The 24,151-nt window shown below is 66.8% G+C and carries 24 protein-coding genes and 1 riboswitch; of the genes, 3 read left to right on the top strand and 21 right to left on the bottom strand.

Translation table 11 applies throughout. The features are described from left to right. Window positions 1-2 precede the first annotated feature (2 nt). The 4 genes from nusB to ACW7G1_RS03190 form a co-directional block, all read right to left on the bottom strand. Window positions 3-473 (bottom strand): transcription antitermination factor NusB, encoded by a 471-nt coding sequence (gene nusB / locus ACW7G1_RS03205; RefSeq protein ID WP_456978315.1) that lies wholly within the window; start codon window positions 471-473, stop codon window positions 3-5. Next, window positions 470-937: a 6,7-dimethyl-8-ribityllumazine synthase gene (gene ribH, locus ACW7G1_RS03200; RefSeq protein ID WP_456978314.1), complete on the bottom strand. Its 468-nt coding sequence runs from the start codon at window positions 935-937 to the stop codon at window positions 470-472. Before ribH ends, nusB begins: the two co-directional genes overlap by 4 nt. A gap of 76 nt (window positions 938-1,013) precedes the next feature. After that, on the bottom strand, window positions 1,014-2,138 hold the full coding sequence (ribB, locus tag ACW7G1_RS03195) for a 3,4-dihydroxy-2-butanone-4-phosphate synthase (protein WP_456978313.1): 1,125 nt from the start codon (window positions 2,136-2,138) through the stop codon (window positions 1,014-1,016). A 117-nt stretch (window positions 2,139-2,255) separates the two neighbouring features. Then, window positions 2,256-2,873, bottom strand: coding sequence for a riboflavin synthase (locus ACW7G1_RS03190; RefSeq protein WP_456978312.1), 618 nt, complete (start codon window positions 2,871-2,873; stop codon window positions 2,256-2,258). Window positions 2,874-3,030: 157 nt separating this feature from the next. Beyond that, window positions 3,031-3,194: riboswitch (FMN riboswitch) on the bottom strand. 198 nt (window positions 3,195-3,392) lie between these two features. On the opposite strand from ACW7G1_RS03190, the gene ACW7G1_RS03185 reads away from it, so the two are divergent. Beyond that, window positions 3,393-4,016 (top strand): hypothetical protein, encoded by a 624-nt coding sequence (locus ACW7G1_RS03185; RefSeq protein ID WP_456978311.1) that lies wholly within the window; start codon window positions 3,393-3,395, stop codon window positions 4,014-4,016. A 56-nt stretch (window positions 4,017-4,072) separates the two neighbouring features. On the opposite strand, the gene ribD is transcribed toward ACW7G1_RS03185, so the two are convergent. The 3 genes from ribD to glyA all read right to left on the bottom strand — a co-directional run bounded on the left by ribD (window position 4,073) and on the right by glyA (window position 7,199). Beyond that, window positions 4,073-5,170, bottom strand: coding sequence for a bifunctional diaminohydroxyphosphoribosylaminopyrimidine deaminase/5-amino-6-(5-phosphoribosylamino)uracil reductase RibD (gene ribD, locus ACW7G1_RS03180; RefSeq protein ID WP_456978310.1), 1,098 nt, complete (start codon window positions 5,168-5,170; stop codon window positions 4,073-4,075). Between the two features lie 87 nt (window positions 5,171-5,257). Beyond that, window positions 5,258-5,779 (bottom strand): transcriptional regulator NrdR, encoded by a 522-nt coding sequence (gene nrdR, locus ACW7G1_RS03175; protein ID WP_456978309.1) that lies wholly within the window; start codon window positions 5,777-5,779, stop codon window positions 5,258-5,260. Between the two features lie 166 nt (window positions 5,780-5,945). Then, on the bottom strand, window positions 5,946-7,199 hold the full coding sequence (gene glyA / locus ACW7G1_RS03170; protein ID WP_456978308.1) for a serine hydroxymethyltransferase: 1,254 nt from the start codon (window positions 7,197-7,199) through the stop codon (window positions 5,946-5,948). 223 nt (window positions 7,200-7,422) lie between these two features. Here glyA and ettA point away from each other — a divergent pair, with 223 nt between their 5' ends. Together ettA and pyrF are read left to right on the top strand one after the other, a co-directional pair. Then, entirely contained in the window at window positions 7,423-9,087 is a 1,665-nt protein-coding gene (ettA, locus tag ACW7G1_RS03165; RefSeq protein ID WP_456978307.1) for an energy-dependent translational throttle protein EttA, read from the top strand. A gap of 488 nt (window positions 9,088-9,575) precedes the next feature. Further along, window positions 9,576-10,412: an orotidine-5'-phosphate decarboxylase gene (gene pyrF, locus ACW7G1_RS03160; RefSeq protein ID WP_456978306.1), complete on the top strand. Its 837-nt coding sequence runs from the start codon at window positions 9,576-9,578 to the stop codon at window positions 10,410-10,412. A 54-nt stretch (window positions 10,413-10,466) separates the two neighbouring features. Here pyrF and ACW7G1_RS03155 read toward each other — a convergent pair whose 3' ends face one another. The 14 genes from ACW7G1_RS03155 to gspE all read right to left on the bottom strand — a co-directional run bounded on the left by ACW7G1_RS03155 (window position 10,467) and on the right by gspE (window position 24,027). Further along, on the bottom strand, window positions 10,467-11,390 hold the full coding sequence (locus tag ACW7G1_RS03155) for a glycosyltransferase family 2 protein (protein WP_456978827.1): 924 nt from the start codon (window positions 11,388-11,390) through the stop codon (window positions 10,467-10,469). A 23-nt stretch (window positions 11,391-11,413) separates the two neighbouring features. After that, window positions 11,414-12,292: a glycosyltransferase gene (locus tag ACW7G1_RS03150; RefSeq protein WP_456978305.1), complete on the bottom strand. Its 879-nt coding sequence runs from the start codon at window positions 12,290-12,292 to the stop codon at window positions 11,414-11,416. Window positions 12,293-12,319: 27 nt separating this feature from the next. Continuing rightward, on the bottom strand, window positions 12,320-14,533 hold the full coding sequence (gene gspD, locus ACW7G1_RS03145) for a type II secretion system secretin GspD (protein WP_456978826.1): 2,214 nt from the start codon (window positions 14,531-14,533) through the stop codon (window positions 12,320-12,322). 109 nt (window positions 14,534-14,642) lie between these two features. Beyond that, complete coding sequence (locus tag ACW7G1_RS03140) at window positions 14,643-15,428, bottom strand: type II secretion system protein XpsN (protein WP_456978304.1); 786 nt, start codon at window positions 15,426-15,428, stop codon at window positions 14,643-14,645. Beyond that, complete coding sequence (gene gspM / locus ACW7G1_RS03135) at window positions 15,418-16,074, bottom strand: type II secretion system protein GspM (RefSeq protein WP_456978303.1); 657 nt, start codon at window positions 16,072-16,074, stop codon at window positions 15,418-15,420. The genes ACW7G1_RS03140 and gspM overlap by 11 nt, the downstream gene beginning before the upstream one ends. Next, a complete protein-coding gene (locus ACW7G1_RS03130) occupies window positions 16,049-17,242 on the bottom strand; it encodes a PilN domain-containing protein (RefSeq protein WP_456978302.1) in 1,194 nt (397 codons plus the stop codon). Before ACW7G1_RS03130 ends, gspM begins: the two co-directional genes overlap by 26 nt. Continuing rightward, entirely contained in the window at window positions 17,239-18,204 is a 966-nt protein-coding gene (locus tag ACW7G1_RS03125; protein WP_456978301.1) for a general secretion pathway protein GspK, read from the bottom strand. The genes ACW7G1_RS03130 and ACW7G1_RS03125 overlap by 4 nt, the downstream gene beginning before the upstream one ends. Beyond that, window positions 18,201-18,899 (bottom strand): prepilin-type N-terminal cleavage/methylation domain-containing protein, encoded by a 699-nt coding sequence (locus tag ACW7G1_RS03120; RefSeq protein ID WP_456978825.1) that lies wholly within the window; start codon window positions 18,897-18,899, stop codon window positions 18,201-18,203. Before ACW7G1_RS03120 ends, ACW7G1_RS03125 begins: the two co-directional genes overlap by 4 nt. An 11-nt stretch (window positions 18,900-18,910) precedes the next feature. Beyond that, entirely contained in the window at window positions 18,911-19,381 is a 471-nt protein-coding gene (xpsI, locus tag ACW7G1_RS03115; RefSeq protein WP_456978300.1) for a type II secretion system protein XpsI, read from the bottom strand. After that, window positions 19,381-19,845, bottom strand: a complete 465-nt coding sequence (gene xpsH / locus ACW7G1_RS03110; protein WP_456978299.1) for a type II secretion system protein XpsH — start codon at window positions 19,843-19,845, stop codon at window positions 19,381-19,383. Before xpsH ends, xpsI begins: the two co-directional genes overlap by 1 nt. Before the next feature lie 36 nt (window positions 19,846-19,881). Further along, window positions 19,882-20,340, bottom strand: coding sequence for a type II secretion system major pseudopilin GspG (gene gspG / locus ACW7G1_RS03105; RefSeq protein ID WP_456978298.1), 459 nt, complete (start codon window positions 20,338-20,340; stop codon window positions 19,882-19,884). Between the two features lie 166 nt (window positions 20,341-20,506). Then, on the bottom strand, window positions 20,507-21,724 hold the full coding sequence (xpsF, locus tag ACW7G1_RS03100) for a type II secretion system protein XpsF (RefSeq protein ID WP_456978297.1): 1,218 nt from the start codon (window positions 21,722-21,724) through the stop codon (window positions 20,507-20,509). A gap of 17 nt (window positions 21,725-21,741) precedes the next feature. Further along, window positions 21,742-22,074, bottom strand: coding sequence for a GIY-YIG nuclease family protein (locus ACW7G1_RS03095; RefSeq protein WP_456978296.1), 333 nt, complete (start codon window positions 22,072-22,074; stop codon window positions 21,742-21,744). Window positions 22,075-22,335: 261 nt separating this feature from the next. Next, on the bottom strand, window positions 22,336-24,027 hold the full coding sequence (gene gspE / locus ACW7G1_RS03090; RefSeq protein WP_456978824.1) for a type II secretion system ATPase GspE: 1,692 nt from the start codon (window positions 24,025-24,027) through the stop codon (window positions 22,336-22,338). Window positions 24,028-24,151 lie beyond the last annotated feature (124 nt).

Below are 24,151 nucleotides of genomic sequence, written 5' to 3'. Positions count from 1 at the left end.
GCTCAGTCGGGCTTGCGCCGTGATGCGTTGACCTCGACCGCGCGCCACTGCGCCGCGGCATGATCCAGCACGCCGTTGACGTAGGTGTGGCCGTGCTCGGCGCCAAAACGCTTGACCGACTCGATCGCCTCGTTGATCACCACCCGGTACGGTACGTCCGGGCGATGCTGCAACTCGTAGGCGGCGATCCGCAGGACCGCCAACTCGATCGGATCGACCTGGGCGATATCGCGATCCAGGAAGGGCGTCAATGCCTGGTCCAGCTCGACGCGATGCTTGTCCACGCCGTGCACGAGCTCCTCGAAATAGGCCAGGTCGGCGACCTCGCGGGCTTGCTCGTGGGCGAACTGGGTCACCACTTCGCGCGCGCTGGAGCCGGACATCTGCCAGGCATACAGAGCCTGCAATGCGCGCCGTCGTGCCCGCGAGCGACCCACCGCGTCAATACCTCCCGGCCGGCGACGGTGGTTCATGCCAGTCGCTCCATCAGGTTCGCCATCTCCAGTGCGGCCAGTGCCACTTCCTCGCCCTTGTTGCCATGGCTGCCGTTGGCGCGCTTCTCCGCATCCTCGTGCATCTCCACGGCCAGCACGCCGTTGCAGACTGGCACGCCGTGATCCAGTGCGACCCGCATCAGACCTTCGGAGCAGCCGTCGGCGACCTGCTCATAGTGGCGGGTATCGCCACGCACCACGCAACCCAGCGCGACAATCGCCGCGTAACGCCCCGCCGCGGCAATACGCGCGGCGGTCACCGGGATCTCCCACGCGCCCGGTACCCGGATCACGTCGATGGCCTCCTCGGCCACGCCGTTGTCGGAGAAGGTCTTGCGTGCGCCCATCACCAGGGTGTCGGTGATGCGCGGGTTCCAGCGACTGGCAATGATTGCGAAACGCGCGCTTTCAGGGCTGCGCAGGTCGCCTTCGATATGGGGCATGTCAGGGGAAGCCTTGGAGGGGAAGGGGAAATGCCGGGGTCTGGCGAGACCGCAGTTTACCGCGCGGGCGCACCGGCTACATCGACTCCACGTACTCGACCACTTCCAGCCCGAAGCCGGCCAGCCCGACCTGCTTGCGCGGCGTACCCAGCACCCGCAGCTTGCCCAGCCCGAGGTCGGCCAGGATCTGGCTGCCGGCGCCATTGCGCCGCCATTCGGTCAGGCCCTGGCCGGCGCCGGGACTGATCTCCTGCATCGGCGCGTCGTCCGCCTGCGGTTCGGCGCGGATGCGCGCCAGCAGCGCGGGGGTATCGGCATGATCGGCCAACAGCACCAGGGCGCCGCGGTCCTGCTCGGCGATCGCGGCGAGCACATCGCCGACCGCGGGCCCAAAGTCCGCGCGCCGCCAATGCAGCACGTCGGCCAGAGGGTTGTTCATGTGCACCCGCACCAGGGTCGGGATGGCCGGATCGGGCTCGCCCCGCAACATCGCAAAATGCAGCGCGTGGCTGAGCCGGTCACGGTAGGTCAGCAACTGGAACGGGCCGTGGTCGGTCTCGATCGGCCGGCTGTCGACCCGCTCCACGGTGTGCTCGGTCTCCAGCCGGTGCCGGATCAGCTGCTCGATCGAACCGATCTTCAAGCCATGCTCGGCGGCGAACTTTTCCAGCTCCGGTCGTCGCGCCATGGTGCCGTCGGCATTGAGCACCTCCACCAGTACCCCGGCCGGCTCCAGACCGGCCATCAGTGCCAGGTCGATCGCCGCCTCGGTATGGCCGGCGCGGTTGAGTACGCCACCAGGCTGGGCCTGCAGCGGGAAGATGTGCCCCGGCTGGACCACGTCGGACGGTGTCGCGTCGGGGCGGACGGCCGTGCGCACGGTGTGGGCGCGGTCGTAGGCGGAGATGCCGGTGGTGACGCCTTCGGCGGCCTCGATGCTGACGGTAAAGTTGGTGTGGTGCTGGGAGGTGTTGTCGCGCACCATCGGCGGCAGACCGAGCTGGACGCAGCGCTCGCGGGTCAGCGACAGGCACACCAGACCGCGCGCGTGGGTGACCATGAAGTTGATGTCGGTCGGCTTGACCAGCTCGGCGGCCATGATCAGGTCGCCTTCGTTTTCGCGATCCTCGTCATCGACGATGACGACCATGCGGCCGGCACGGATTTCTTCCAGCAGTTCGGGGACGGTGGCAAAGCTCATCGGGGTGGTTCCTGTGGTGTGGGCCGGCGGCAGGGAGGCGCCGCGGGCCCGTGATCGTCATTTCCGCAAGGGCGGAAACCGGTAGTGGAGGCAAATGCGGAAGGGAGGCTCGCGACGTCAGCTTTCCGCACGGCCCTGCAGCAGGCGTTCGACATAGCGCGCGACCAGATCCACCTCCAGATTGACCGCGTCGCCAGGCCGGGTATCGGCGAAAGCGGTGTGGGCAACCGTGTGGGGCACCAGCGCGACCTCGAAACTGTCCGCATCGACCTCATTGACGGTCAGGCTGACGCCGTCAACGCAGATCGAGCCCTTCTTGGCGATATAACGCAGCACGGCCGGTGGTGCGGTGAACCGCCAGCGTTGGGCGCGCGCATCCGGGGAGATCGTTGCGACCTCGCCGACCCCATCGACATGGCCGCTGACCATGTGGCCGCCAAGCCGGTCGGTCGGGCGCATCGCCCGCTCCAGGTTGACCGGCGCGCCAATGGGCAACTGGCCCAGGGTGGTCAGCGCCAGCGTCTCGTTGGATGCGTCGGCCTGAAATGTGTTTGCGTGGCCCCTATCGACGTCGAACTCGACCACGGTCAGGCAGGTGCCGTTGACGGCGATCGACTCACCCAATGCCACCTGCTCGAATGGCAGCGAGCCGACCTCGATGACAAGTCGTGCGTCACCGCCTCGGGAATCCCGTGCGGCCAGGCGGCCGACACCTTCGATGATGCCGGTGAACATCAGCGTGACTCCCCGGCAAGACCAGCCGGCAGGGTCGCCAGAACGCACCGCAACACCGGACACTTCAATGACATGGACATGGCTCGTTTCCCGCATCAATGGATGGCGAAAAACGCCACAAGGCAATGGCCTACGCATGGCCCCAGGGCCTGGCGTACGCCGTCTTCTTTCATCCGGACTATGACCGTCGGCTCCGGCATTCGACCGGATCTGCTGACCCTGCAGCAGTTGGCTGCAGGCGCTCGCGGGCTTGTCACCGCGGCCGTCATGGCCAGGTGACCTACCGCCGGTGGGGAGTTGCACCCCGCCCTGAAGACGTTTACGTGTGGTGCCACCGCAGTGGCGTGGTGATTCTACCAGCCCGCGGGCGCCACGACTGTCCGATCCGTGGAACGCTGTGGCGGCCGTTCGCGCTGGACGATCAACTTGTGTCACAGCGATAATACGACCCACGACACATTCGCGTCGTGCCGTTGATCGCTGAACTGCGAGAGACGGATATCAATTCAGGGGGTCCAGATGAAGAAGTGTGTGCTGCTGGCAGCGATGCTGGCAACGGTCGGCTTTGCCGCAAATGCCAATGAAATCAACTACACCTACGTCGAAGGCGGCTACGCCAAGTTGCATATCGACGACGAATTCCTCGGCAACCCCGAAGGCGACGGCGGTTACCTGCGCGGCTCGGTCGCCATTGCACCACAGGCTTATGTGTTCGGCAGCTATGGCCAGGTGTCCGATGATTTCCGTGACGGCGACGCCACGCTGGATGTCTCCATCGACCAGGCCGAGTTGGGCTTCGGCTACCACATGGCGTTCAGCGACCGGGTCGATTTCACCGCCGACATCGCGTACCTGCGCCAGGAGCTGACGCTGAAGCTGTCCGGGCTGGGCGCCGACTACGATGGCAAGGTCTCCGAAGACGCCAAGGGTGGCAAGGTCAGTGTCGGCCTGCGTGGCATGCCATCGGCACGCACCGAAGCCTGGGTCAAGGCCGGTTACATCGATGGCGGCGACTTTGAAGGTGATTTCGTCGGCACCCTGGGCGGCCAGGTCAAGTTCAACCCGACCTGGGGTCTGGTCGCCGAGGTCGAGATGATCGAAGACTTCACGCGCTATCTCGTCGGCGTCCGCGCCAGCTTCTGATCGGTACCGGCGCCGTCAAGCCTGGCTTGCGGCGCCTGGTTTTACGGGCACTGGTTTTACGAGCCCTGTTGCGGCTGCAACAGAACCCGGATGTCCTCGCCCAACTGGCGCGATTCAACCACGTGCATCTGCATGCGCTCGGCCATCGTCTCGATGTTGAGCCCGTCAAATAAAGGTCGCGCCTTGGATCCCAACAATACCGGGGCGACATAGAGCAGCAGCTCGTCGACCACCCCGGCCTCCAGGAAGGCCGCCGCCAGGGTTGCCCCGGCTTCCACCTGGACTTCGTTGACGCCTCGCTCGGCCAGCAGCTTCAGCACCGCGTGCAGATCGAAGCGACCGCCATCGACCGCCACCGTCGCCAGCTCGGCATCGATGCCGCGGCCGAGCTTGGTATTGGGCGCATGGATGTACAGGGTCGGCGCATCGCCATCGCGCACCCGGCCGCGGGCGATCGTGGCCAACCCGGGGTCGAGCACCACCCGCAATGGCGGCGCGAAGTCGACGCCCTCGCCCAACCGCACTGTCAACGACGGGTCGTCCGCCAACACGGTGCCGGCACCGGTCACCAGCGCCCCGGCACGGGCGCGCCAATGCTGGACGTCCAGGCGTGACGCCTCGCCGCTGATCCACTTGGATTCGCCGCTGGCCAGCGCGCTGCGGCCATCCAGGCTGGTGGCCAGCTTGACCCGAACCCAGGGCCGGCCACGCACGATCCGCGACAGGTAGCCGCGGTTGAGTTCGCGCGCCAGGGCTTCCATCAAACCGTGCTCGACCTGGATCCCCGCGTCCTGGAGCTTGTCGAAACCGGCACCATCGACCTGTGGGAACGGATCGCGCATCGCCGCCACCACCCTTGCCACGCCGGCGGCGACCAACGCGTCCGCGCATGGCCCGGTGCTACCGGTATGCGCGCACGGCTCCAGGGTCACGTAGACCGTGGCGCCCTTGGCCCGGTCGCCGGCGTCCTGCAGCGCCAGCACCTCGGCATGCGCCTCACCGGCGCGCTGGTGGTAGCCCTCGCCCACCACTTCGTCACCCTGGGTGATCACGCACCCGACCATCGGATTGGGCCGGGTGGTGTAAGCGCCGTGCTCGGCCAGGCGCAGGGCGCGCGCCATCATCAGGTGATCGGTTGCGGTGAATTCGGGCATGGACGGTGGATTCCTCTTGCGGGAGTCGGAAGGTCTGCGGTCAGGGGCGCTGGCGGGCGCGAGCGCGGATGCGAAAACGTTCCGCCATCAGCGCTTTCGGGATTTTGTTGCCGTGTCCGGGTCCCCGCCCAGCAGTGGCAACTGGTCCGCGCCGGAATTGTCATTCTCCAGCCGGTCGAGCTCGTCGCGGAAATCCGCCACGTCCTGGAACGCGCGATAGACCGAGGCAAAGCGCACGTAACCGACATGATCGAGCTTGCGCAACTCGCCCATCACGAACTCGCCCACCCGCAGCGACGACAACTCGCGCTCGGTGGTGCGGCGAAGTTGGTGGACCACCGCGCGCACCGCCGTCTCGATCTGCTCTTCCGCCACCGGCCGCTTTTGCAATGCGCGGTCGAAGCCGCCGCGCAGCTTGCGTGCGTCAAAGGATTCGCGACGGCCATCGGACTTGATGATCACCGGCAACTTGAGCTCGACCGTCTCCAGGGTGGAGAAGCGCTCGCCGCAGGCCTCGCAGACCCGGCGGCGGCGGATGGTCGCACCGTCGTCGGACACCCGCGAGTCGATGACGCGGGTGTCTACGTGTTGGCAGAAGGGACAGTGCATGGCGGGCGGGGGTTAGCCGGGTTGCCCGGTCGTGCGGGGACGGCGGGTTGAAACCCGCCCTACGGGGGACTGGCCATGTCGGGTTGAAACCCGACCTACGGGGGACTGGCCGTGTCGGGTTGAAACCCGACCTACGGGTGCAGGACGGGTGCTCGTCGCGCGGCGGTCAGCCATAGACCGGGAACTTCGCGCATTGCGTGGTCACGTTTTCGCGCACGGACTTGATCAGGTCCTCGTCATTCGGGTTGTCGAGGATGTCGCACATCCAGTTGGCCAGCGCGACACAATCCGGCTCGAGGTAGCCACGCGTGGTCACCGCCGGGGTGCCGATGCGCAGACCGGAGGTGATGAACGGCTTTTGCGGGTCGTTGGGTACCGCGTTCTTGTTGACGGTGATGTGCGCCTTGCCCAACGCGGCTTCCGCGTCCTTGCCGGTAATCCCCTTGCCGATCATGTCGATCAGGATCAGGTGGTTCTCGGTGCCGCCGGAGACCACTTTGTAACCGCGGTCGATGATGACCTTGGCCATGGCCTTGGCGTTTTTCACCACCTGGGCCTGGTAGTCCTTGAACGCCGGCTCCAGTGCCTCCTTGAACGCCACCGCCTTGGCCGCGATCACGTGCATCAGCGGGCCGCCCTGCAGGCCGGGGAAGACGATGCTCTGCAGCTTCTTGACCAGCTCCTCGGTCGGGTTGCTGGCAACGATGATGCCGCCGCGCGGGCCGCGCAGGGTCTTGTGGGTGGTCGAGGTCACCACGTGCGCATGCGGCACCGGGTTGGGGTACACGCCGGCGGCGATCAGGCCGGCGACGTGGGCCATGTCGACGAAGAAGATCGCGCCCACCGCATCGGCAATCTCGCGCATCCGCGCCCAATCCACCACCTGCGAGTAAGCACTGAAGCCGCCGATCAGCATCTTCGGCTTGTGCTCGCGGGCCAGCCGCTCCATCTCGTCGTAGTCGATCAACCCGGACTCGTCCAGGCCGTACGGGACGACGTTGAACAGCTTGCCGCTGATGTTGACCTTGGCCCCGTGGGTGAGGTGACCACCGTGGGCCAGGCTCATGCCCAAAATGGTGTCACCGGGCTTCAGCAATGCGAAGTACACCGCCTGGTTGGCCTGCGAGCCCGAATGCGGCTGCACGTTGGCGTAGTCCGCGCCGAACAACTCCTTCAACCGGTCGATAGCAAGCCGCTCGGCCACGTCGACGTATTCGCAGCCGCCGTAGTAACGCTTGCCGGGGTAGCCCTCAGCGTACTTGTTGGTCAGCTGGCTGCCCTGGGCTTCCATCACCCGGGGGCTGGCGTAATTTTCCGAGGCGATCAGCTCGACGTGGTCTTCCTGGCGGCGATTCTCGTTCGCGATGGCCTGGGCGAGTTCCGGGTCAAATCCTTCAATACGTGCATCGCGCGCAAACATTGCCACTCCAGTTCAGATGAAGAAGGGAAGGCCCCGAGTTTAGCCCTGACCCGGCGCCGGAACCACGGGCGAGCGGGTTGCCGGTGCGGCGTACACCCAAACCAACTGCCCGCTGACCCGCCCGCTGCAGGAAACTCCCGCATCCGGGATAATGGCCGGCTATCGATCCTTTCCGGCCCCTGCCCCCGCGCAGGGCGCCGCCGTCTGCCTGCGGAGCCCCCGAATGTCGCAATACATCTACACCATGAACGGCGTCAGCAAGACCGTTCCGCCCAAGCGCCAGATCATCAAGGACATCTCGCTGTCGTTCTTCCCCGGCGCCAAGATCGGCTTGCTGGGCTTGAACGGCTCGGGCAAGTCGACGGTGCTGAAGATCATGGCCGGCGTCGACCCCGACTTCACCGGCGAGGCGCGCGCGGCCAAGGACATCAAGGTCGGCTACCTGGCCCAGGAACCCCAGCTCAACCCCGAGCACACCGTGCGCGAAGCGGTCGAGGAAGGCCTGGGCGAGGTCATCAATGCCCAGGCCGCATTGGACAAGGTCTACGAGGCCTACGCCGACGAGAACGCCGACTTCGACAAGCTCGCCGCCGAGCAGCAACGCCTGGAGGCGATCCTCGCCACCGGCGATGCGCACACGCTGGAGCACCAGCTGGAAGTCGCCGCCGACGCGCTGCGCCTGCCGCCGTGGGAAGCCATCATCGGCAAGCTGTCGGGCGGCGAGAAGCGCCGCGTCGCGCTGTGCCAACTGCTGCTGCAAAAGCCCGACATGCTGCTGCTGGATGAGCCGACCAACCACCTGGACGCCGAGTCGGTGGAGTGGCTGGAGCAGTTCCTGGCCCGCTACAGCGGCACCGTGGTCGCGGTCACCCATGATCGCTACTTCCTGGAAAATGCCGCCGAGTGGATCCTGGAGCTGGATCGCGGCAAGGGCATCCCGTGGAAGGGCAACTACACCGCCTGGCTGGAGCAGAAATCCGAGCGCCTGAAGCGCGAGGAGTCCGGCGAGAAGGCGCGCCAGAAGGCGCTGGCCAAGGAACTGGAATGGGTGCGCAGCAACGCCAAGGGCGGCCGCACCAAGGGCAAGGCGCGCATGGCGCGGTTCGAGGAGCTCAACTCGGTCGAATACCAGCGCCGCAACGAGACCAACGAGATCTTCATTCCGCCGGGTGAGCGCCTGGGCAACTCGGTGATCGAGTTCAACAACGTCTCCAAGTCGTTCGGCGACCGCCTGCTGATCGACGACCTGAGCTTCATCATCCCGCCCGGCGCGATCGTCGGCATCATCGGCCCCAACGGCGCCGGCAAGTCGACCCTGTTCAAGATGATCACGGGACAGGAAACTCCGGACAAGGGCGAGATCACCCGCGGCCCGTCGACCAAGGTCGCCTATGTCGACCAGAGCCGCGACACGCTGGAAGGCGACCACAACGTGTTCCAGGAAATCTCCGGCGGCGCGGACATCCTCAACATCAACGGGGTCGAGATCCAGTCGCGCGCCTACCTGGGCCGCTTCAACTTCAAGGGCCAGGACCAGCAGAAACTGGTCGGCACGCTGTCGGGCGGTGAACGCGGTCGCCTGCATCTGGCCAAGACCCTGCTGCAGGGCGGCAACGTGTTGCTGCTCGACGAACCCTCCAACGATCTGGACGTGGAGACCTTGCGCGCGCTGGAAGACGCGATCCTGGAATTCCCCGGCTGCGCGGTGGTGATCAGCCATGACCGCTGGTTCCTGGACCGCATCGCGACCCACATTCTCGCGTTTGAGGGCGACTCGCACGTGGAGTATTTCCAGGGCAATTACCGCGAATACGAGGACGACAAGAAGCGCCGCCTCGGCGAGGAAGGCGCCCAGCCCAAGCGCCTGCGGTTCAAGGCGCTGAAGTGACGGATTGGCCCGTGACCGCGCTGCGGCCACGGCTTTGCCAAACCGTCATCCCCGCATGCTTTAGGCGGGGATCCATGGACGTTGCGTTTGCGTAACCTCCGATGTAGATCCAATGCCCATAGGTGATCAGCCGTACGGCTGCTGTAAAGCGTTTCCCGCCTTCGCGGGAACAACGATGCAGTCCTTCGCCGTCATCCCCGCGAAGGCGGGGATCCAGGGACGTTGCGTTTGCGTAACCTCCGATGTAGATCCAATGTCCATAGGTGATCAGCCGTACGGCTGCTGTAAAGCGTTTCCCGCCTTCGCGGGAACGACGATGCAGTCCTTCGCCGTCATCCCCGCGAAGGCGGGGATCCAGGGACGTTGCGTTTGCCTGACCTACGATGTAAATCCAATGTCCATGGTTTCCCGCCTTCTCGGGAACGACGATGCAGCCCGGGCAAGCGCACCGGACTCGTAACCCCAAAGGCACCGCGAGCGAACTCCAGATGACCTTCATGCAGGCCCTGAAACACCGCTGGTCCGACGCCGACTCACTGGTCTGCGTCGGCCTCGATCCGGAGCCGGCGAAGTTCCCGGCGCAATTCGCCAACGATCCCGATGCGGTGTTCAACTTCTGCCGCGGCATCGTCGATGCAACGGCCGAATACGTCTGCGCATTCAAGCCGCAGATCGCCCATTTCGCCGCTCTGGGCGCGGAGGATGCGTTGGCGCGGCTGATCGCCCACATCCACGCCAGCCACCCCGGCATCCCGGTGATCCTGGACGCCAAGCGGGGCGATATCGGCAGCACCGCGCAGCATTACGCAAGCGAGGCGTTCGATCGCTACCGCGCCGACGCGGTGACCGCCAACCCGTATCTGGGCCGTGACTCGATGCAGCCGTTCCTGGATCGCGCCGACCGCGGCGTGGTGATCCTGTGCCGCACGTCCAACCCCGGCGCGAGCGACCTGCAGGACCTGCTGGTGACCGGCAACGGCCGCGAGCGCCCGTTGGAGCGTCCGCTGTACCAGCACGTCGCCGAGACCATCGCGCGCGACTGGAACGGCCACGGCAATTGCGCACTGGTGGTCGGCGCGACCTGGCCGGAACAACTGCGCGAGGTACGCGCGATCGTCGGCGAGATGCCCTTCCTGGTGCCCGGCGTCGGTGCCCAGGGCGGCGATGTCGAGGCCGTGGTGAAAAACGCGAAGACCGCCGACGGGACTGGCTTGATGGTCAGCTCCTCGCGCGCGGTCCTGTATGCCTCCACTGGTGACGACTACGCGCAGGCCGCCGCTACCGTGGCACGCGCGCTGCGCGACCAGATCAACCGGTACCGCTGATCCGCCGCTGATCCGCGCCCGCGATCTACTGCAGGTCAGCTTCCCCGCGCGCCGTCAACGATCGCCGTTGATCAGCTGGGCAATCAGCTGCCGGGTCAAGACCTGCAGGAAGTGCAGCCAGATCGCCAGCCAGACGGCAGCGCGCGCCAGTACACCGCGACGGGGTGCCTCGAACTTGCGGAAGTAGCGCCATAAGCCACGGTGTTTGTGCCACTCGACGAACACCGGCCGCGACCGGCTCGACACGCCGCGCACGTGAACCACGCGGACCTGGTTGGCGACGGCAATGGTTGCGCCAAGCCCGGCGATCCGGCGGCACAGATCCAGGTCCTCGGCATGCAGGCGGTAGTCCTCGTCGAATCCTCCAACCTGCTCGAACAGGCGGCAAGACAGGAACATCAACGCCCCGGAAATCGCCGCCACCGGCTGCAGCACCTGGGCGTCGTCGGGCGGGATCGCCGTGTCGGCGCCGCCGGAGCTGCGGTTTGTGCGGTTGAACCAGCCGGCCAGCATCGCGCCAAAGTCGGGGGCGTGGCGACGCGCAGCGGGGTCACGCACGCCATCCTCGCCGACCAGATCAGCGCCCAGCAGGATGTGCCCGGGGGTGGTTGCGTCGATCGCCAGCGCCCGCAGGCGGGCAAGCGTGTCGTGCTCGACCATCGCATCGGGATTGACGAAGGCCAGCCACTTGCATCCCGGCGCGCGGCTGGCGACATCCGCCGCGCCCTGGTTGCATGCCACCCCGAATCCCGGATTGTCCGGGTTGGCGATGAAGCGCACGCGCGGGTCGGCGGTGGCGTGGCGCTGGATGATCTCCAGGCTGCCGTCGTCGGACAGGTTGTCCACTACCCGGATCGCACCGACGCCGGTGGCCGCGCGCAAGCGGCACAGGCAGTCGTCGATGGTCGACGCGCTTTGGTGGGTCACCACGACCACGGCAATGTCGGCTTCGGCCCCCGGCGTGGAGGCATCGGGCATGGTGGCAGCGGGCGCTGGACTGGTCACGTTCGATCCGGCCCGGTGGATGCATCCACCATCGTGTCGGGCGGCGGAAACAGATCGGCCTGCGGCACCGGTGGCCCGACCGAAGCCAGCAACTGGCCAAGCTGCTCGCGCGCGCCGTGCAGCGGATCGCCCATCAAGAAGGCGGCCAGTCGCGCATGCCAGTCCGGCCAGCGCGCCGCGAGGCGATCCATGTCGCCCTCGAACGCCGCGCCCTCTGCCGGGCGGGCGACGAACGCCGACTCGCACAACACATTGCGCCAACCCAGTCCCGACAGCCGCAACGACAAGTCGATCAGGCCGGCGTACCAGGAGCCGTAACTGGCCACGTCCAGCCCGCCGGCACGCTTGCGCGCGCTGCCTCGCAACACCACGGCGTGACTGATCGCGGCAGGCAGCTCGGGATGGATCTGCGGCATCGCGGCGGCAGCGCGTCCCAGTCGCTCGGGATCGGCCGGCATCGGATCGATCTCGCCGATCCGCGGCCAGGCCGCCGCCTCACCGGCGTTGCTCCAGGCACTGACGGTGGCGATGGCGCCGTCGCTGCCCAGGCAAGCGGCCATTGCATTGAGCCAGCCCGACACGGGCACCGCATCGGCGGCGAGCACGGCGACGTCGGCATCGCCGCAAGCAGCCAGTATCTCGTCCAGGTGTGCCAGCTCGCCGATGCTGCGCAGGCGACGGGTGTAGTCGGCCTTCAACGCGGTGCGCGACATCCAATGCTCGATGATCGCGTAACCGCGCGGACCGGCCAGGGCGTCGTCGGCCAGCCAAACCCGGGTACCCGCCGGTGTCGCTGCCTCCAGCGCCGCCAGGCTGGCGTCGAGCGCGGTGTCGTCGGCGCCTACCGGGAATACAACGATCGGCAGTTCAGCCATGGATCCCTGCCGGAGTGAAGTTCCGGGTCATGGTTTGGGCTGGCGGTACAACGGCTCCAGCGCGCGGAACTGGCGGCCGTACTCGTCGGTCATCTCGCGCGCTTCCTGCGGGTTCCTGATGATGGTCGGGGTCAGCAGCACGATGGTTTCCTCGCGGTGGGTCGTGGAGCTCTGGGTGCCAAACAAGCCGCCGATCACCGGGATCCGGCTCAGGCCCGGGAAGCCCTTCGAGCCGCGGGTCACCCCATCACGGATCAGGCCGGCCAGCATCACCGTGTCGCCACTCTGGATTGCCGCCTCGGTCTTGAGCTTGCGGGTGTCGATGCGCACGTTGCCGTACTTGTCCGGGTCACCGCCAGGCGCGCTGACCTCCTGCACGATGTCCAGGAACACCATGCCGTCCTGGGTCACCCGCGGACGGACCTTGAGGATCACGCCGGTGTCCAGGTACTCGACCTGGCTGTAGCTGTTGTCGCCGCCCAGACCGGGGTTGACGGTGACCGAGGACACCGGGATCCGGCTGCCGACGTTGAACTCCGCCTGCGCGTTGTTGCGGACCACCACCGACGGGGTCTGCAACATGTTGACGTCGGTGACCGAGTCGAGCGCGCTGATGACGGCGGCCGCATTGCGCCCCAGGAACGTCCACGCCATGCCGGCGGGACTGCCGTTTCCCGCCTCGCCCTGCACGCTGCCAGCCAGGGTGCTCCAGGTATCCCGGCCGACGGCACTCGGCAAGCCGGCATCGGTCACGCCGCGCTCGAAGAACCAGTTGACGCCGTACTCCAGCGCGCCGCTGAGCTGCACCTCGACCACCTGCGCCTCGATATGGACCTGCATCGGCATCACGTCGAGCTGGACGATCACGTCCTTGATCGATTGCCAGGCCTGCGGGGTCGAGCGGATCAGCAGCGCGTTGGTCTCTTCCACCGCGGACACGCCGACCTTGTCCCCCTGGATCTCCAGACTGACGCTGCCATTGCCGCCTTGCGCCGCATCCAGCGACATCTCACCGCCGCCAGAACCACCACTGCGCCCGCCTCTGCCGATGCGTCCACTCCTGCCGCCGGAATTCCCCTGGTTGCCAACCACGACGCTGGAGCCGGAGTCGCTGGACGATATTTCCGCCGATTGCAGTCCCGGCATCAACGAAGGCCGGCCGTCGTCGCCGCCGCCGTCCGAGCCCGCCGATGAACCGCCAAACACCTCTGACAGGCGATCGGCCAGGTCACGCGCCTTGATGTACTTGAGCTGGTAGGTGTACAGCTGTACCGAACCGCCCGCGCCATCGATGCGCTCCAGCCATTGCTGGATCTGGCCCAGGTACTCCGCCTGCGGGGTGATAACCATCACCGCATTGGCACCTTCCAGCGGCATGAAGCGGAACATGCCGGCCACCGGCGATTTGCTGCTTTCGCCAAACACTTTTTCCAGGTCGGCGACCACCCGGTCGGCTTTGCCCGATTGCAGCGGGAACACGCCCACCGACATGCCCGACAGCCAGTCGACGTCGAAGACCTCGATCGTGCGCAGGTAGTTCTGTAACTCCGCGCGGGTACCGCCGACGCTGATCACGTTACGCGACGCATCGGTGCCGACAATCGCGCCGGGGCGCGCATATGGCTCGAGGATCTTTTTCATTTCCTCGGCCGCGACATAGCGCAGCGGCACCGTGCGGACCTCGAAACCGCGCGCGTTGGCGGCGCTGCCGGTACGCGGGGCGACGGTGCCGGCCAGAGCCCGGTCGGCCGGCACGATGTTGTAGCGCCCGCCGCTGTAGATCATGCGGGCGTTGTTCCAGCCAAGCACCTGGTCGAGCAGGCTGATCGCCTCGGCCGGGCTGACCGGGTTCGGCGTGGCCAGGGTCACTGTGCCCTGCACGCCGGGCGCGATCACGTAGTTCTGGCCCAGCATGTCGCCCAGGATCGCCTTGGCCACCGCATGCAGGGACTCGCCCTCGAAGTTGAAGGTGGCCTGCCCGCTGGTGCCACCCGGGTTGGGCCGTGGAGCCGCTGCGGCGGACTGGTTGATGACCTGACCGGTGCCGCGGTGGATCCGGGGCTGCAATCCGGTCTCCGGATCCTCCGGCGACTGCGTTGGCGCGCCATCAACCACCGTGGCCGGCGCGGTTCCCGCGGTGTGCATCTGTACCCCCGCCGCTCCGGTCGGGTGCGGCGGTCCGTCACGGCGGACATTGGGCACCGCGGTGCTGGCGCATCCCGCCACCAGGCCGGCGACCATCAGCCAGGCAACGAGCAGGCGGATCACAGCGGCCCCCCGCCGCAGGGAGGACAAGCGGGCCGGCGTCGATGACGAGTGATCAGTAGGGCGTTGCTTCATTGCATTCACTCTAGCGGTTGTTGGCCGGTGGTTCCGGTGCGGGTGGGTTACGCAATTTCTCGCGTCGCGCCTGGATGCGTTGACGGATCAAATCCATCTGCGCCGCATCGGTGGTGGCCGGTGGCTCGGCAGCTGTGCCGGACGCGTCCTGCTTAGTGCCATCGGGCGAAGCCGGCGCGGGTGGCTGCTCGCGGACCGGTGGTTGCGGATCATCGGGGAAGACCGGCTCCGGGGCATCATCCAAGCGCCGCGCGGGTGCTTCAGCGGACCTGCCCAGGACGGTTGGCGGCGAACCACCCACGCCATCGAACACTCGAAGCGGCAAGGTGCGACGTCCTTCCGGCCCTTCGAATACCGCGCTGCGCTCGTCCAGCTCGACCAGGCGCCAAGCGGGATGAGGCTCCGGCCCGTGCTGGAGCAGGACGCGGAATGAGGCGCTGCCGTCCGGTGGCTGCAGGATCGCCAATTGCAGCCGGGGCGTGAGCAGCACGCTGGTCAGCACGTAGTTGAAGCCCTGCGTCTGCTCGCCATCGTCGTTTTCCAGGAAAAACGGCTGCGGAGTGCGATCGGGCGAGAACAACGGGCGTGCGGCAATCGCTTCATGCCCGCCCGGCGTGTCCGGCCGGGCCGTCGGCGCAGCGGGCAGCGTCGGCAATGGCGCCAGCACGTCGGAGGTGTCATCCAGCGGCGCGACACGCCCCCCCATCCCGGCCACGGCCAACGCCCAGACCAACACGGCTGCGCCGGCGACGGCGGCCAGCAGCCGGGTTCGCGGACCGGCGTCCTCAATCCGCATGGATCACCCCGTTGGCCCCGTCCGATACCACCGGCGAAGCGGGAAGCGCCAGATAGCCGTACAGGTCGAACGACACATCCAACCCTCCGGCACCGCTGGACGTATCGCGGCTGAGGAAGCGGCCGCGGGCCAGGATATTGAGGTTGTCGACGAACAGCCTGGGGGCGCCGCTCTCCAGCAGATCGAGCGCCCTGGCCAGCTCGGGGGTCCCGCACAGCAATCGCACCTGCACCGTCACCCGGGTGTAGGACTCGCGGTTATCGGAATCGAGCGGCGAGCGATTGGTGATGGCGCAACTGCGATTGCCCGGGCTGGCCTGGAGCACCACCGCCTCCAGTCGCTGGATCAGGCTTGCCGTCGCCAGCTCCGGGTTGGCCTCGGGCAGGAACCCCGGAAGCTCCTTCTGTCGTGCCTGCACCTGCTCCAGTCGGCGTGCGACCTGCGGCGCCTGCTGCAGGTGCGCGCGTAGGCGCAGTTCACGTTGTTGCAGCGACTCGATGCGCTGGTTCGCGTCGGCCATGGGAAGCGTCCACCACGGGTGGATCAACACCGCGTATACAATGCCCAGCACCGCAAGCAGCAGCGCCAACGCCAGCCAGCGGTCCCGGCCACCCAGGCGTTCAGCGACCCGGCTTGGCAGCGCCATCGGCGACCTCCCCGGGCTTTGGTGGTGTTGGCGATGTTGGTGTTGGTGCTTGCGGCGCGGCGACCGCCAGTTTCGCGGTCAGGGTAAACCGATCACGGCTGCTGCCCGGGTCGGGTTGCAGGGCGCCGGCCAGCGCCGGCGAGCTCCACGCCTGGGCCCCCTGCAACTGGCCGATCAGGGCGGCCGCCTGGCCACTCAGACCGATCAGCAGCAACTGGTCGTCATTGATTGCGAGCTTTTCCAGGTAGGTATGGTCGGGCAGCCGCACGGTCAACTCGTCCATGACCTCGATCGCGGTGGGCCGCCGGGCCCGGGCTTGGTCCAGGAACGCCTGGCCTTCCACCAGGCTGGCCAGCTGATGGCGCTGGGCGGCGGCCTGACGCCCGGAGTCGGCCTGTTCGGCCATCGCCTGCTCCAATGCGTCGGCCGCCGCGCGCCGGTTATCCAGCAATTGCCACAGCAGCGCCGCCACGGCAACCACCGCGACCGCCGCCAACACGGCGTTCCAGATCGCCCACGGATCACGATGAAGCCGACGCTCGGACACCGGCAGCAGGTTGACTCCCAATGGCACGCCGTCGCCCGCCGCCACATCGACCCCGGCCAGGGTCGAGGCCAGCGAACCCAGCCGGTCCAATGCCGGGTCCAACGCCTGCCGCGGGACGACCACCAGTTCTACGTCGAGTTGGCCGTCGCTTTCGCGCCGTCCCGCTACGCGTGCATCGAACGCGACCGCATCGGCACGGAATGGCGTTTGTCGATCAATCTCGAAGGCCACCACATCGCGCAACCGGTCGATTGCCGCGGCGGGCAGGACCAGGCGACGACGCAGGCTGGTCGCTGGCGCCAGCAGCAACCAGCGCGGCAGGTCGTCCTGCCCGCGGCCCAGTAGCCGGTCCAGCTGATCGGATGGACCGGAGACATCCGCCAGCCCCACGCGCGTCAGGTCACGCAACTCATCGCCCTGTTGCAGCCGCAGCTGCAGGTCATCGCCATCCACATGCAGCAACAGCCGGCCACGATCGAAGCCCAGCGCCCGGCGCAGCCGCGGCGGCAACCATTCCGCCAGTGAGCGCCCCCACCAGCGCCATAGCCCGGCAACACGCGGGACCAGACGGGTGCCGATATCGCCCAGGCGACTGCCGGTACTGGAAGCGATCTGGCTCATTTTGACGAGGCTCCTTGTCTTCGATCCAACGCGTCCAATTGCAGCGCGCTCCAATGCGACGCGCTCCCATACGATATATCCCAATCCAGCACGGTGTAGGCCATCCCGGGCAAGCGCCCCGCGCCCGTGCGCACCACCACCCGCAACCCGGACTGCCGCCCGTTGGTAAGCCGGGCGCGGCTGTCAATACTATACGTACCGCCGGCGCGTGCGCCGATGCCGATGTTGAGTCCTGCGCGGGGCGGTGCGGGACGGCCGCGTTGCCCCACGATGGCCGCACCATCCAGGCCCAATGCGTTCAACACCGGCTGCGATGCGAATGCAGGATCGGGCTGCGGCAACCCGCCATGCACGGTCACATGGGGCGACAAACCGGCATACAGGGCCGGTGTGAAACCCAGTACCTGCTCCAGCTCGGTGATGCTTTCGAAAGGGGCGTCCTTGGCGCCATAACCACGACCGGCAGACGCGTAATCCTGGTCTTCCGCGCCGCCTGCCACCTGGGTCAGGCTGCCGGGGTCGCGCCAATCGATGATCGCTGCTGCCAGCCGCGACGCCTCGACCCGGTCGCTGCCCAGTTCCTGCAACAGCCCCGCCAGCAATGGCGCGCCGGCCAGGTTGAGATCGACTTTGCCGCTCTCGTCGACGATCCGGATCTCGACCTGCGCGCCGGCATAGCTCCATGGGTACAAGCGGCCATCGGGCACCCATTGCAAGCGCGGGTCGGTGGCCTGCAACCGGCTGATCGCGTACTCCACTGCGGCGCGTGCCGCACCATCGGCGGCCAGCCCGCGCACCAGTACGCGTCCCTGCATGTGCTCCACCCGTGCCACCATTGCAAACGCGCCGACCAGCGCCGTCAACAGCACGATCAGCCACAGCACCAGCAACAAGGCCGCCCCGCGGGTGGCGGACTTCGCGGCCCGTCGCCGCCTCCTGCCAGGCCTGCCGAACACCCTCATCTGCCCGCACCCGGCGCGATACCGGCGACGCCACCCGCCTGGGGCAGCGCGACCACCAACGTCGGCCACTTGCGTTCGTCCGCGTCGGTGAACTCCACCTCGACCAATCGCGGCAACTGGCCGGCGTGGTCCCAGCTGTCTTGCCAGTCGCCCAGCCCCGGGCGATCGGGATCCATCCCGCGGTAGCGAAACGTGACCCGGCCCAACCCATCGACCAGCAACTCCGCTGGCCGCTGCCCGGGATCCTCGATGGTCTGACCCGCAATGACAATATTGAGCGCCAGCACGATCCTGACCTTCTGCTGGTCGACCTCGACGCGGAAGTCATGCAGGTACGGACCGCCCCGACCGAGGTAATCGGGCAGGTTGGCGACGAACCGCATCCGCCCCGGCTCGCCGATGAAGTACTGCGGCAACGCATCGTCTTGCCCGGTGCTGAAGGCAAGCGGCCGGGCCGCCGCCAGCCGCTTGCGCAGGAAGCCTTCCACCGCGCGCACCTGCTCGCTGCGTTGCGCCATCAACTCGCCGCGGGTCGCGGTCTGGCTCGCCGCCGACAGGGTGGCGAACGCCAGCGCCAGCCCGGCGGCCAGCAGCACCGTCGCCAGCAATACCTCGATCAGCGTGAACCCGGTCACCCGCCGACGCCGGGCGCCGGTTGGCACCACGGTCGTCGGCCGCGTGCTCGAGTGCCGCATGTGGAGGGCGCTCATGGCCATCCGTCGGTCGGCTCGGCCACCACGAGCCGCAGGGTGCGCATCTGCAGGCGTTCGCGTGGACCACCGTCGCCCCAGGTCACATCCAGCACCACTTCAAGCAGTTGGGGACCGGAAAGCGCGACGGGCACGTTGGCCAGCGCCGGATCGCGCCAACCGGCCACCTGCAACGACCAGCGATAGCGCCCGTCATCGAACTCGCCATGGCGCTGGCCCGGTTGCACCGGCTCCACGACCCCGACCGTGTCCAGCAGCGATTGCGCATGCAACGCCGCGCGCCCCGCATCGCCGGACCAGCGCACCTGCGAGGTTGCACCCGACAAGGTGCCCAGCAGCAAGGTCAACGCGACGGCGAGCAGCGCGAACGCGACGATGACCTCGATCAAGGTGTAACCACGTTGCCGACGGCCGCGCGGGACGCAACCGCCCCGCATGCGGCGCTGATGGCCGGAACGCCCGGCCATCAGCCACCCGGCCCCGAGCGCTCCACGGTGACCTGCCCGGTCAGCCAGGCCACGTCGATGTTCCATTTCGCGCCATTGCGGTCCAGTTGCACCCGGCCGCCGGTCGCCGCCCCGTCCGGGAAAAACAGCACCGCGCCCTCGCGCTCACTGGGCTGTGTCTCACGCGCGCCGATGAACCGTACTTGCAGGGCCGCAGGGATCTCGCCGCGGTGGTCGCCCGGTCCTTGCCAGGTACGCGCTTGGGGGTCGATCACAAAGCGTTGCGGCTGCCCGGTGACGATCGCCCGCGACCGGGTGTAGCGCAGCTCGGCGGCGATCTGCTTGGCCGCCGAACGCAGCTGGGCACCCTTCATCCCGCCACTGAACGCCGCCATCGCCAGCAGACTGGCCGCCGCAATCAGCGCGACCACCAGCAGCATCTCCAACAACGAGACGCCTGCCTGGCGCGGCCGCGTTCCGGTCACCGGCGAAGCGGCCTTGACCGCCCACGGTGTGCCACGTCACTGGTAGTGAATATCGCCATCGACGCTACTGCCACCGACCTTGCCATCCTTGCCCAGAATCGTCAGGTCGAAGTCACCACTCTCGCCCGGCGCGCGGTACTCCATCGGATGGCCCCAGGGATCATTCAGCTCGGTCGCCTTGGCATACGGCCCCAGCCATCCGGGCGCGTCACCGGGCTCGGCGACCAGTTCGTCGAGCGCCGTCGGCAGCCGGCCGGTGTCCATCTGGAATGCCTCGACCTTCTGCGCCACGGTCATCACCTGCGACTTGGCCAGGTTGGCCTTGGCGCGGTCGGCACCGCCGAGCACGCGCGAGCCGACGAAGGTCAGCACCGCCCCGATCAGCACGATCACGATGATGATCTCGATCAAGCTCATGCCGGCCTGTTTCGCGGCGGACGGGGCGCGGAAATTCCGGGGCCGGAAGTTTCGGTTAAGGGAATGACTGTTGTGCATTGCGTGGGTCCTGTGTGGGTTCATATGGTGTTTTTCTCGTCATCCCCGTTTTTCTCGTCATCCCCGCGAAGGCGGGGATCCATGGACTTTGATATTCGACAAGCACCTGACATCCATGCTGGCCTCGCTCGTCCCTGCGGGAATGATGGCAATGGTTCAAGATTCCTCAGCCGATCTGGTTGGTGAGGTCATACAGCGGGGTCAATACGGCCATCACCACCATGCCGACTACGCCGGCCAGCACCACGGTGACGATCGGCACCAAAGCCGCCAGCATCCGGTCCAGTGCCAGCGAGGTTTGATGTTCGAACGTCTCGGCGGTCTTGACCAGCATCGCATCAAGCTCGCCGGATTCCTCGCCGACCTGGATCATCTGCAGCGCCAGGCGGGGAAAGCGCTTGCCACGACCGAGCGCGGTCGACAGCGCGACGCCGCTCTTGACCTCCTCGCTGGCGGCGCTGACATCTGCGGCCAAAACCCGGTTGTCCATCACTTTCTGGGCGATGCCGAGCGCGCCCATCAATGGCACGCCATTGCGCACCAGCGTGCCCAGCGTACGCGCCAACCGCGCGGTCTCGACCTTGGCGACCAGCCCGCCAAAGAAACGGCGGCGCAGTATCCAGCCGTCGAGCGCCTCGCGGAACACCGGATTGCGGCGCTTGCGGTCGATCCACAGCAGCAGCAACGCCGGCACCACGATCAGGACGATCCACCAGTCGCGCACGAACAAGCCAACGCCCAGCACGATCCGGGTGAAGAACGGCAACTGCGCGTCCAGGCTTTCGTACATCAGCGCGAACTGCGGCACCACGTAACCCAGCAGGAACAACAAGCTCAACCCGACCATCACCAGCAGGATGGCCGGATAGATCAACGCGTTGATCACCCGCCCCCGCATCGCCCGTGAGCGCTCCAGGTAATCGGCCAACCGCGCCAGCGTTTCATCCAGGCTGCCACCGGCCTCACCGGCGCGGACCATGTTGACGTACAACCTCGAAAACGTGCCGTGCTGGCGCTCCAGTGCGGTCGACAACGACGTGCCGCCACGCACCGCGTCACGCACGTCACTGACCACGCGCCTGGCCGCCTCATCCTCGGGCAACTCCAGCAGGATCGTCAGCGCGCGGTCCAGTGGTTGGCCCGCCCCCAGCAGCGTCGCCAGCTGCTGGGTGAACTGGACCAGCCGCTCACCGGCAAACGGGCTGGGTTGGAACAGCCCCTTCCAGAGCGACGCGCCGCCCCCCTCACTGGCCAGCCGCGCCTCGACCGGCAGATGCCCCTGCTCCTGCAGACGCGCAGCCACCTCGGCATTGCTGGCAGCCTCCATCTGGCCGTCCAGCATGTCGCCGCGCGCGTTGATCGCTTTGTAGTTGTAAAGGGGCATGGGGTTGATTCCCGCCGTCATTCCCGCGAAAGCGGGAACCCAGCGACTTCGGCCTCCGCTCCGGTGATCTGCGTCCAAAGATCATTCCAGTAGGGATTGGTTGTCTCGATCAGTTGCATCTTCCAGTCCCTCCGCCACTTCTTGATCCGTTTCTCGTGACTGATGGCGGCCTCCATGGTGTCGTGCATTTCGTACCACACCAAGTGTGTGATGCCGTGCTTTTCGGTGAAGCCCTTCATCACGTGATTTCGATGCTCCCAGACCCGCTTCACGAGATTGCTGGTTACACCGACGTACAAAATTCCGTTGCGAGCGCTGGCCAAGAGGTAAGTGGCGGGTTGTCGTTCCATGACGTTCCTGTGCGGGTAGTGGCGATGAGGCACTGGGTTCCCGCTTTCGCGGGAATGACGGTAGGTGTTGATGCCCGGTGGGCTTCGGTCTCCGCGAGGATGACGGAGTGTACTGATGCCGAGCTGGTTCCCGCCTTCGCGGGAATGACGGTCGAAACGGGAACGACGGTCGAAATTGGAATGACCGTCGAAATTGGAATGACCGTCGAAACTGGAATGACCGTCGAAACTGGGATGACGGTCGAAACGGGGGTGACCATCTCACGCATCCTCGGTCACGCGCAGCACTTCCTCGATGGTGGTCAGGCCGGCCAGCGCCTTGATGATGCCGTCTTCGTACATGGTCCGCATGCCGGCGTCGCGGGCGATGCGCTCGATCTCGCCCATGCCGGCGTGGCGCATGACGGCGCGGCGCAGGTCGTCATTCAGGACCATGAATTCCATGATCGTGGAGCGACCCTTGTAGCCCGTCGGCGCCAGCGGCGAGGCGACCGGGCGGTACAGGTGAATGTCGCCATCGGGCTGGTAGCGGCGCAGCGCGAACTTCTCGATCTGCTCCTGTGTGGCCGGGTAACGCTCGGCATGCGTCGGCTCCAGTTTCCGCACCAACCGTTGGGCCAGGATGCCGTTGACGGTCGAGGTCAACAGGTAATCCTCGACGCCCATGTCGAGCAGACGGGTGATGCCGCCGGCGGCGTTGTTGGTGTGCAGCGTGGACAACACCAGGTGCCCGGTCAGCGCCGACTGGATCGCGATGCGCGCGGTCTCCAGGTCGCGCATCTCGCCGATCATGATGATGTCCGGATCCTGGCGCACGATCGATCGCAACGCCTGCGAGAAATCCAGCCCGATCTGCGGCTTCGCCTGGATCTGGTTGATGCCCTCGATCTGGTACTCGACCGGGTCCTCGACGGTGATGATCTTGACGTCGGGCGTGTTGAGATTGCTCAACGCGGCGTACAGCGTGGTGGTCTTGCCCGAACCGGTCGGGCCGGTCACCAGCAGGATCCCGTGCGGCTGCTGCAGCACGTGCTGGAACTGCGGCAGGAACTCGTCGGTGAAACCCAGCTGGTGGAAATCCAACACCACCGACTCGCGGTCCAGCAGGCGCATCACCACGCTCTCGCCATGCGCGGTCGGCACCGTACTGACACGCAGGTCCAGCTCCTTGCCCTGCACCCGCAGCATGATCCGCCCGTCCTGTGGCAGCCGGCGTTCGGCGATGTTGAGCTTGGCCATGATCTTGATGCGGCTGATCACCGCCGCGGTCAGGTTGACCGGTGGGCTCTCGCCGTCGATCAGCACACCGTCGACGCGGTAACGCACCTTGAGCCGGTTCTCGAACGGCTCGATGTGGATATCGGAGGCGCGCAACTCGACCGCACGCTGGATGACGAGGTTGACCAGTCGGATCACCGGCGCCTCGGAGGCGAGGTCGCGCAGGTGCTCGACGTCGTCGAGGTCGCTGCCCTCGCCCTCGGCGGTCTCGATGATCGCGCCCATCGCGCTGCGACCCTGGCCATGCCAGCGCTCGATCAACTCGTCTATTTCGGAACGCAAGGCGACGCTGGCGTGGACCTCCCGGCCGGTCGCCAGTCGCACCGCGTCGAGGGTGTAGGAGTCCTGCGGGTCAGCGGCGAGAATCGCGACGCTGGTTTCGGTCTCGGCGACCGGACAGACCGCGAACTGTTTCATGAACTTGGTGGTGAGCAGCACGCCCTCGGGCGGCAGCTCCGGCATGGTCTTGGCGCTGACCAGCGGCAGGTCGAGCACCTCGGCCACGGTCTCGGCGTGGTCACGCTCGGACACCAGTCCAAGCCGGGTCAGCAGCGCCAGCAGGCTGCCGCCGGTTTCCGCCTGCAGCCGGCGCGCGCGGCCGAGGTCGGCTTCCTTGAGCCGCCCTTTCGCGAGCAGGGCGTCGACAATCAGTTCGTCGACACGGTTACTGCCGATACCGCGACCATCCGTGCCGCCCGCGAGTGTGTCTGCAACTGCGCTCACATCGCTCTCCGAATCCTTCAGCGGCTGACTTTAGCAGGTCGGTTGCGTGGTGATCGGCTCGTGGCCCAGTCGGTGT

It is taken from the genome of Lysobacter sp. A378 (assembly GCF_054052125.1).
This window is presented reverse-complemented; position numbering and strand designations above follow the sequence as displayed.

What these genes read in the sequence shown, in the direction of transcription:
- ribD (WP_456978310.1), bottom strand. Translation starts at nt 5,170, where the DNA reads ATGCCCGAATTCACCGCAACCGATCACCTGATGATGGCGCGCGCCCTG.
- nusB (WP_456978315.1), bottom strand. Translation starts at nt 473, where the DNA reads ATGAACCACCGTCGCCGGCCGGGAGGTATTGACGCGGTGGGTCGCTCG.
- ACW7G1_RS03130 (WP_456978302.1), bottom strand. Translation starts at nt 17,242, where the DNA reads ATGAGCCAGATCGCTTCCAGTACCGGCAGTCGCCTGGGCGATATCGGC.
- ACW7G1_RS03190 (WP_456978312.1), bottom strand. Translation starts at nt 2,873, where the DNA reads ATGTTCACCGGCATCATCGAAGGTGTCGGCCGCCTGGCCGCACGGGAT.
- ribH (WP_456978314.1), bottom strand. Translation starts at nt 937, where the DNA reads ATGCCCCATATCGAAGGCGACCTGCGCAGCCCTGAAAGCGCGCGTTTC.
- ribB (WP_456978313.1), bottom strand. Translation starts at nt 2,138, where the DNA reads ATGAGCTTTGCCACCGTCCCCGAACTGCTGGAAGAAATCCGTGCCGGC.
- ettA (WP_456978307.1), top strand. Translation starts at nt 7,423, where the DNA reads ATGTCGCAATACATCTACACCATGAACGGCGTCAGCAAGACCGTTCCG.
- gspD (WP_456978826.1), bottom strand. Translation starts at nt 14,533, where the DNA reads ATGGTCGCCGGCCTGGTGGCGGGATGCGCCAGCACCGCGGTGCCCAAT.
- pyrF (WP_456978306.1), top strand. Translation starts at nt 9,576, where the DNA reads ATGACCTTCATGCAGGCCCTGAAACACCGCTGGTCCGACGCCGACTCA.
- xpsI (WP_456978300.1), bottom strand. Translation starts at nt 19,381, where the DNA reads ATGGCCGGGCGTTCCGGCCATCAGCGCCGCATGCGGGGCGGTTGCGTC.
- ACW7G1_RS03120 (WP_456978825.1), bottom strand. Translation starts at nt 18,899, where the DNA reads ATGCGGCACTCGAGCACGCGGCCGACGACCGTGGTGCCAACCGGCGCC.
- nrdR (WP_456978309.1), bottom strand. Translation starts at nt 5,779, where the DNA reads ATGCACTGTCCCTTCTGCCAACACGTAGACACCCGCGTCATCGACTCG.
- gspG (WP_456978298.1), bottom strand. Translation starts at nt 20,340, where the DNA reads ATGCACAACAGTCATTCCCTTAACCGAAACTTCCGGCCCCGGAATTTC.
- ACW7G1_RS03140 (WP_456978304.1), bottom strand. Translation starts at nt 15,428, where the DNA reads ATGCGGATTGAGGACGCCGGTCCGCGAACCCGGCTGCTGGCCGCCGTC.
- ACW7G1_RS03125 (WP_456978301.1), bottom strand. Translation starts at nt 18,204, where the DNA reads ATGAGGGTGTTCGGCAGGCCTGGCAGGAGGCGGCGACGGGCCGCGAAG.
- ACW7G1_RS03155 (WP_456978827.1), bottom strand. Translation starts at nt 11,390, where the DNA reads ATGCCCGATGCCTCCACGCCGGGGGCCGAAGCCGACATTGCCGTGGTC.
- ACW7G1_RS03095 (WP_456978296.1), bottom strand. Translation starts at nt 22,074, where the DNA reads ATGGAACGACAACCCGCCACTTACCTCTTGGCCAGCGCTCGCAACGGA.
- xpsF (WP_456978297.1), bottom strand. Translation starts at nt 21,724, where the DNA reads ATGCCCCTTTACAACTACAAAGCGATCAACGCGCGCGGCGACATGCTG.
- ACW7G1_RS03185 (WP_456978311.1), top strand. Translation starts at nt 3,393, where the DNA reads ATGAAGAAGTGTGTGCTGCTGGCAGCGATGCTGGCAACGGTCGGCTTT.
- glyA (WP_456978308.1), bottom strand. Translation starts at nt 7,199, where the DNA reads ATGTTTGCGCGCGATGCACGTATTGAAGGATTTGACCCGGAACTCGCC.
- ACW7G1_RS03150 (WP_456978305.1), bottom strand. Translation starts at nt 12,292, where the DNA reads ATGGCTGAACTGCCGATCGTTGTATTCCCGGTAGGCGCCGACGACACC.
- gspM (WP_456978303.1), bottom strand. Translation starts at nt 16,074, where the DNA reads ATGGCGCTGCCAAGCCGGGTCGCTGAACGCCTGGGTGGCCGGGACCGC.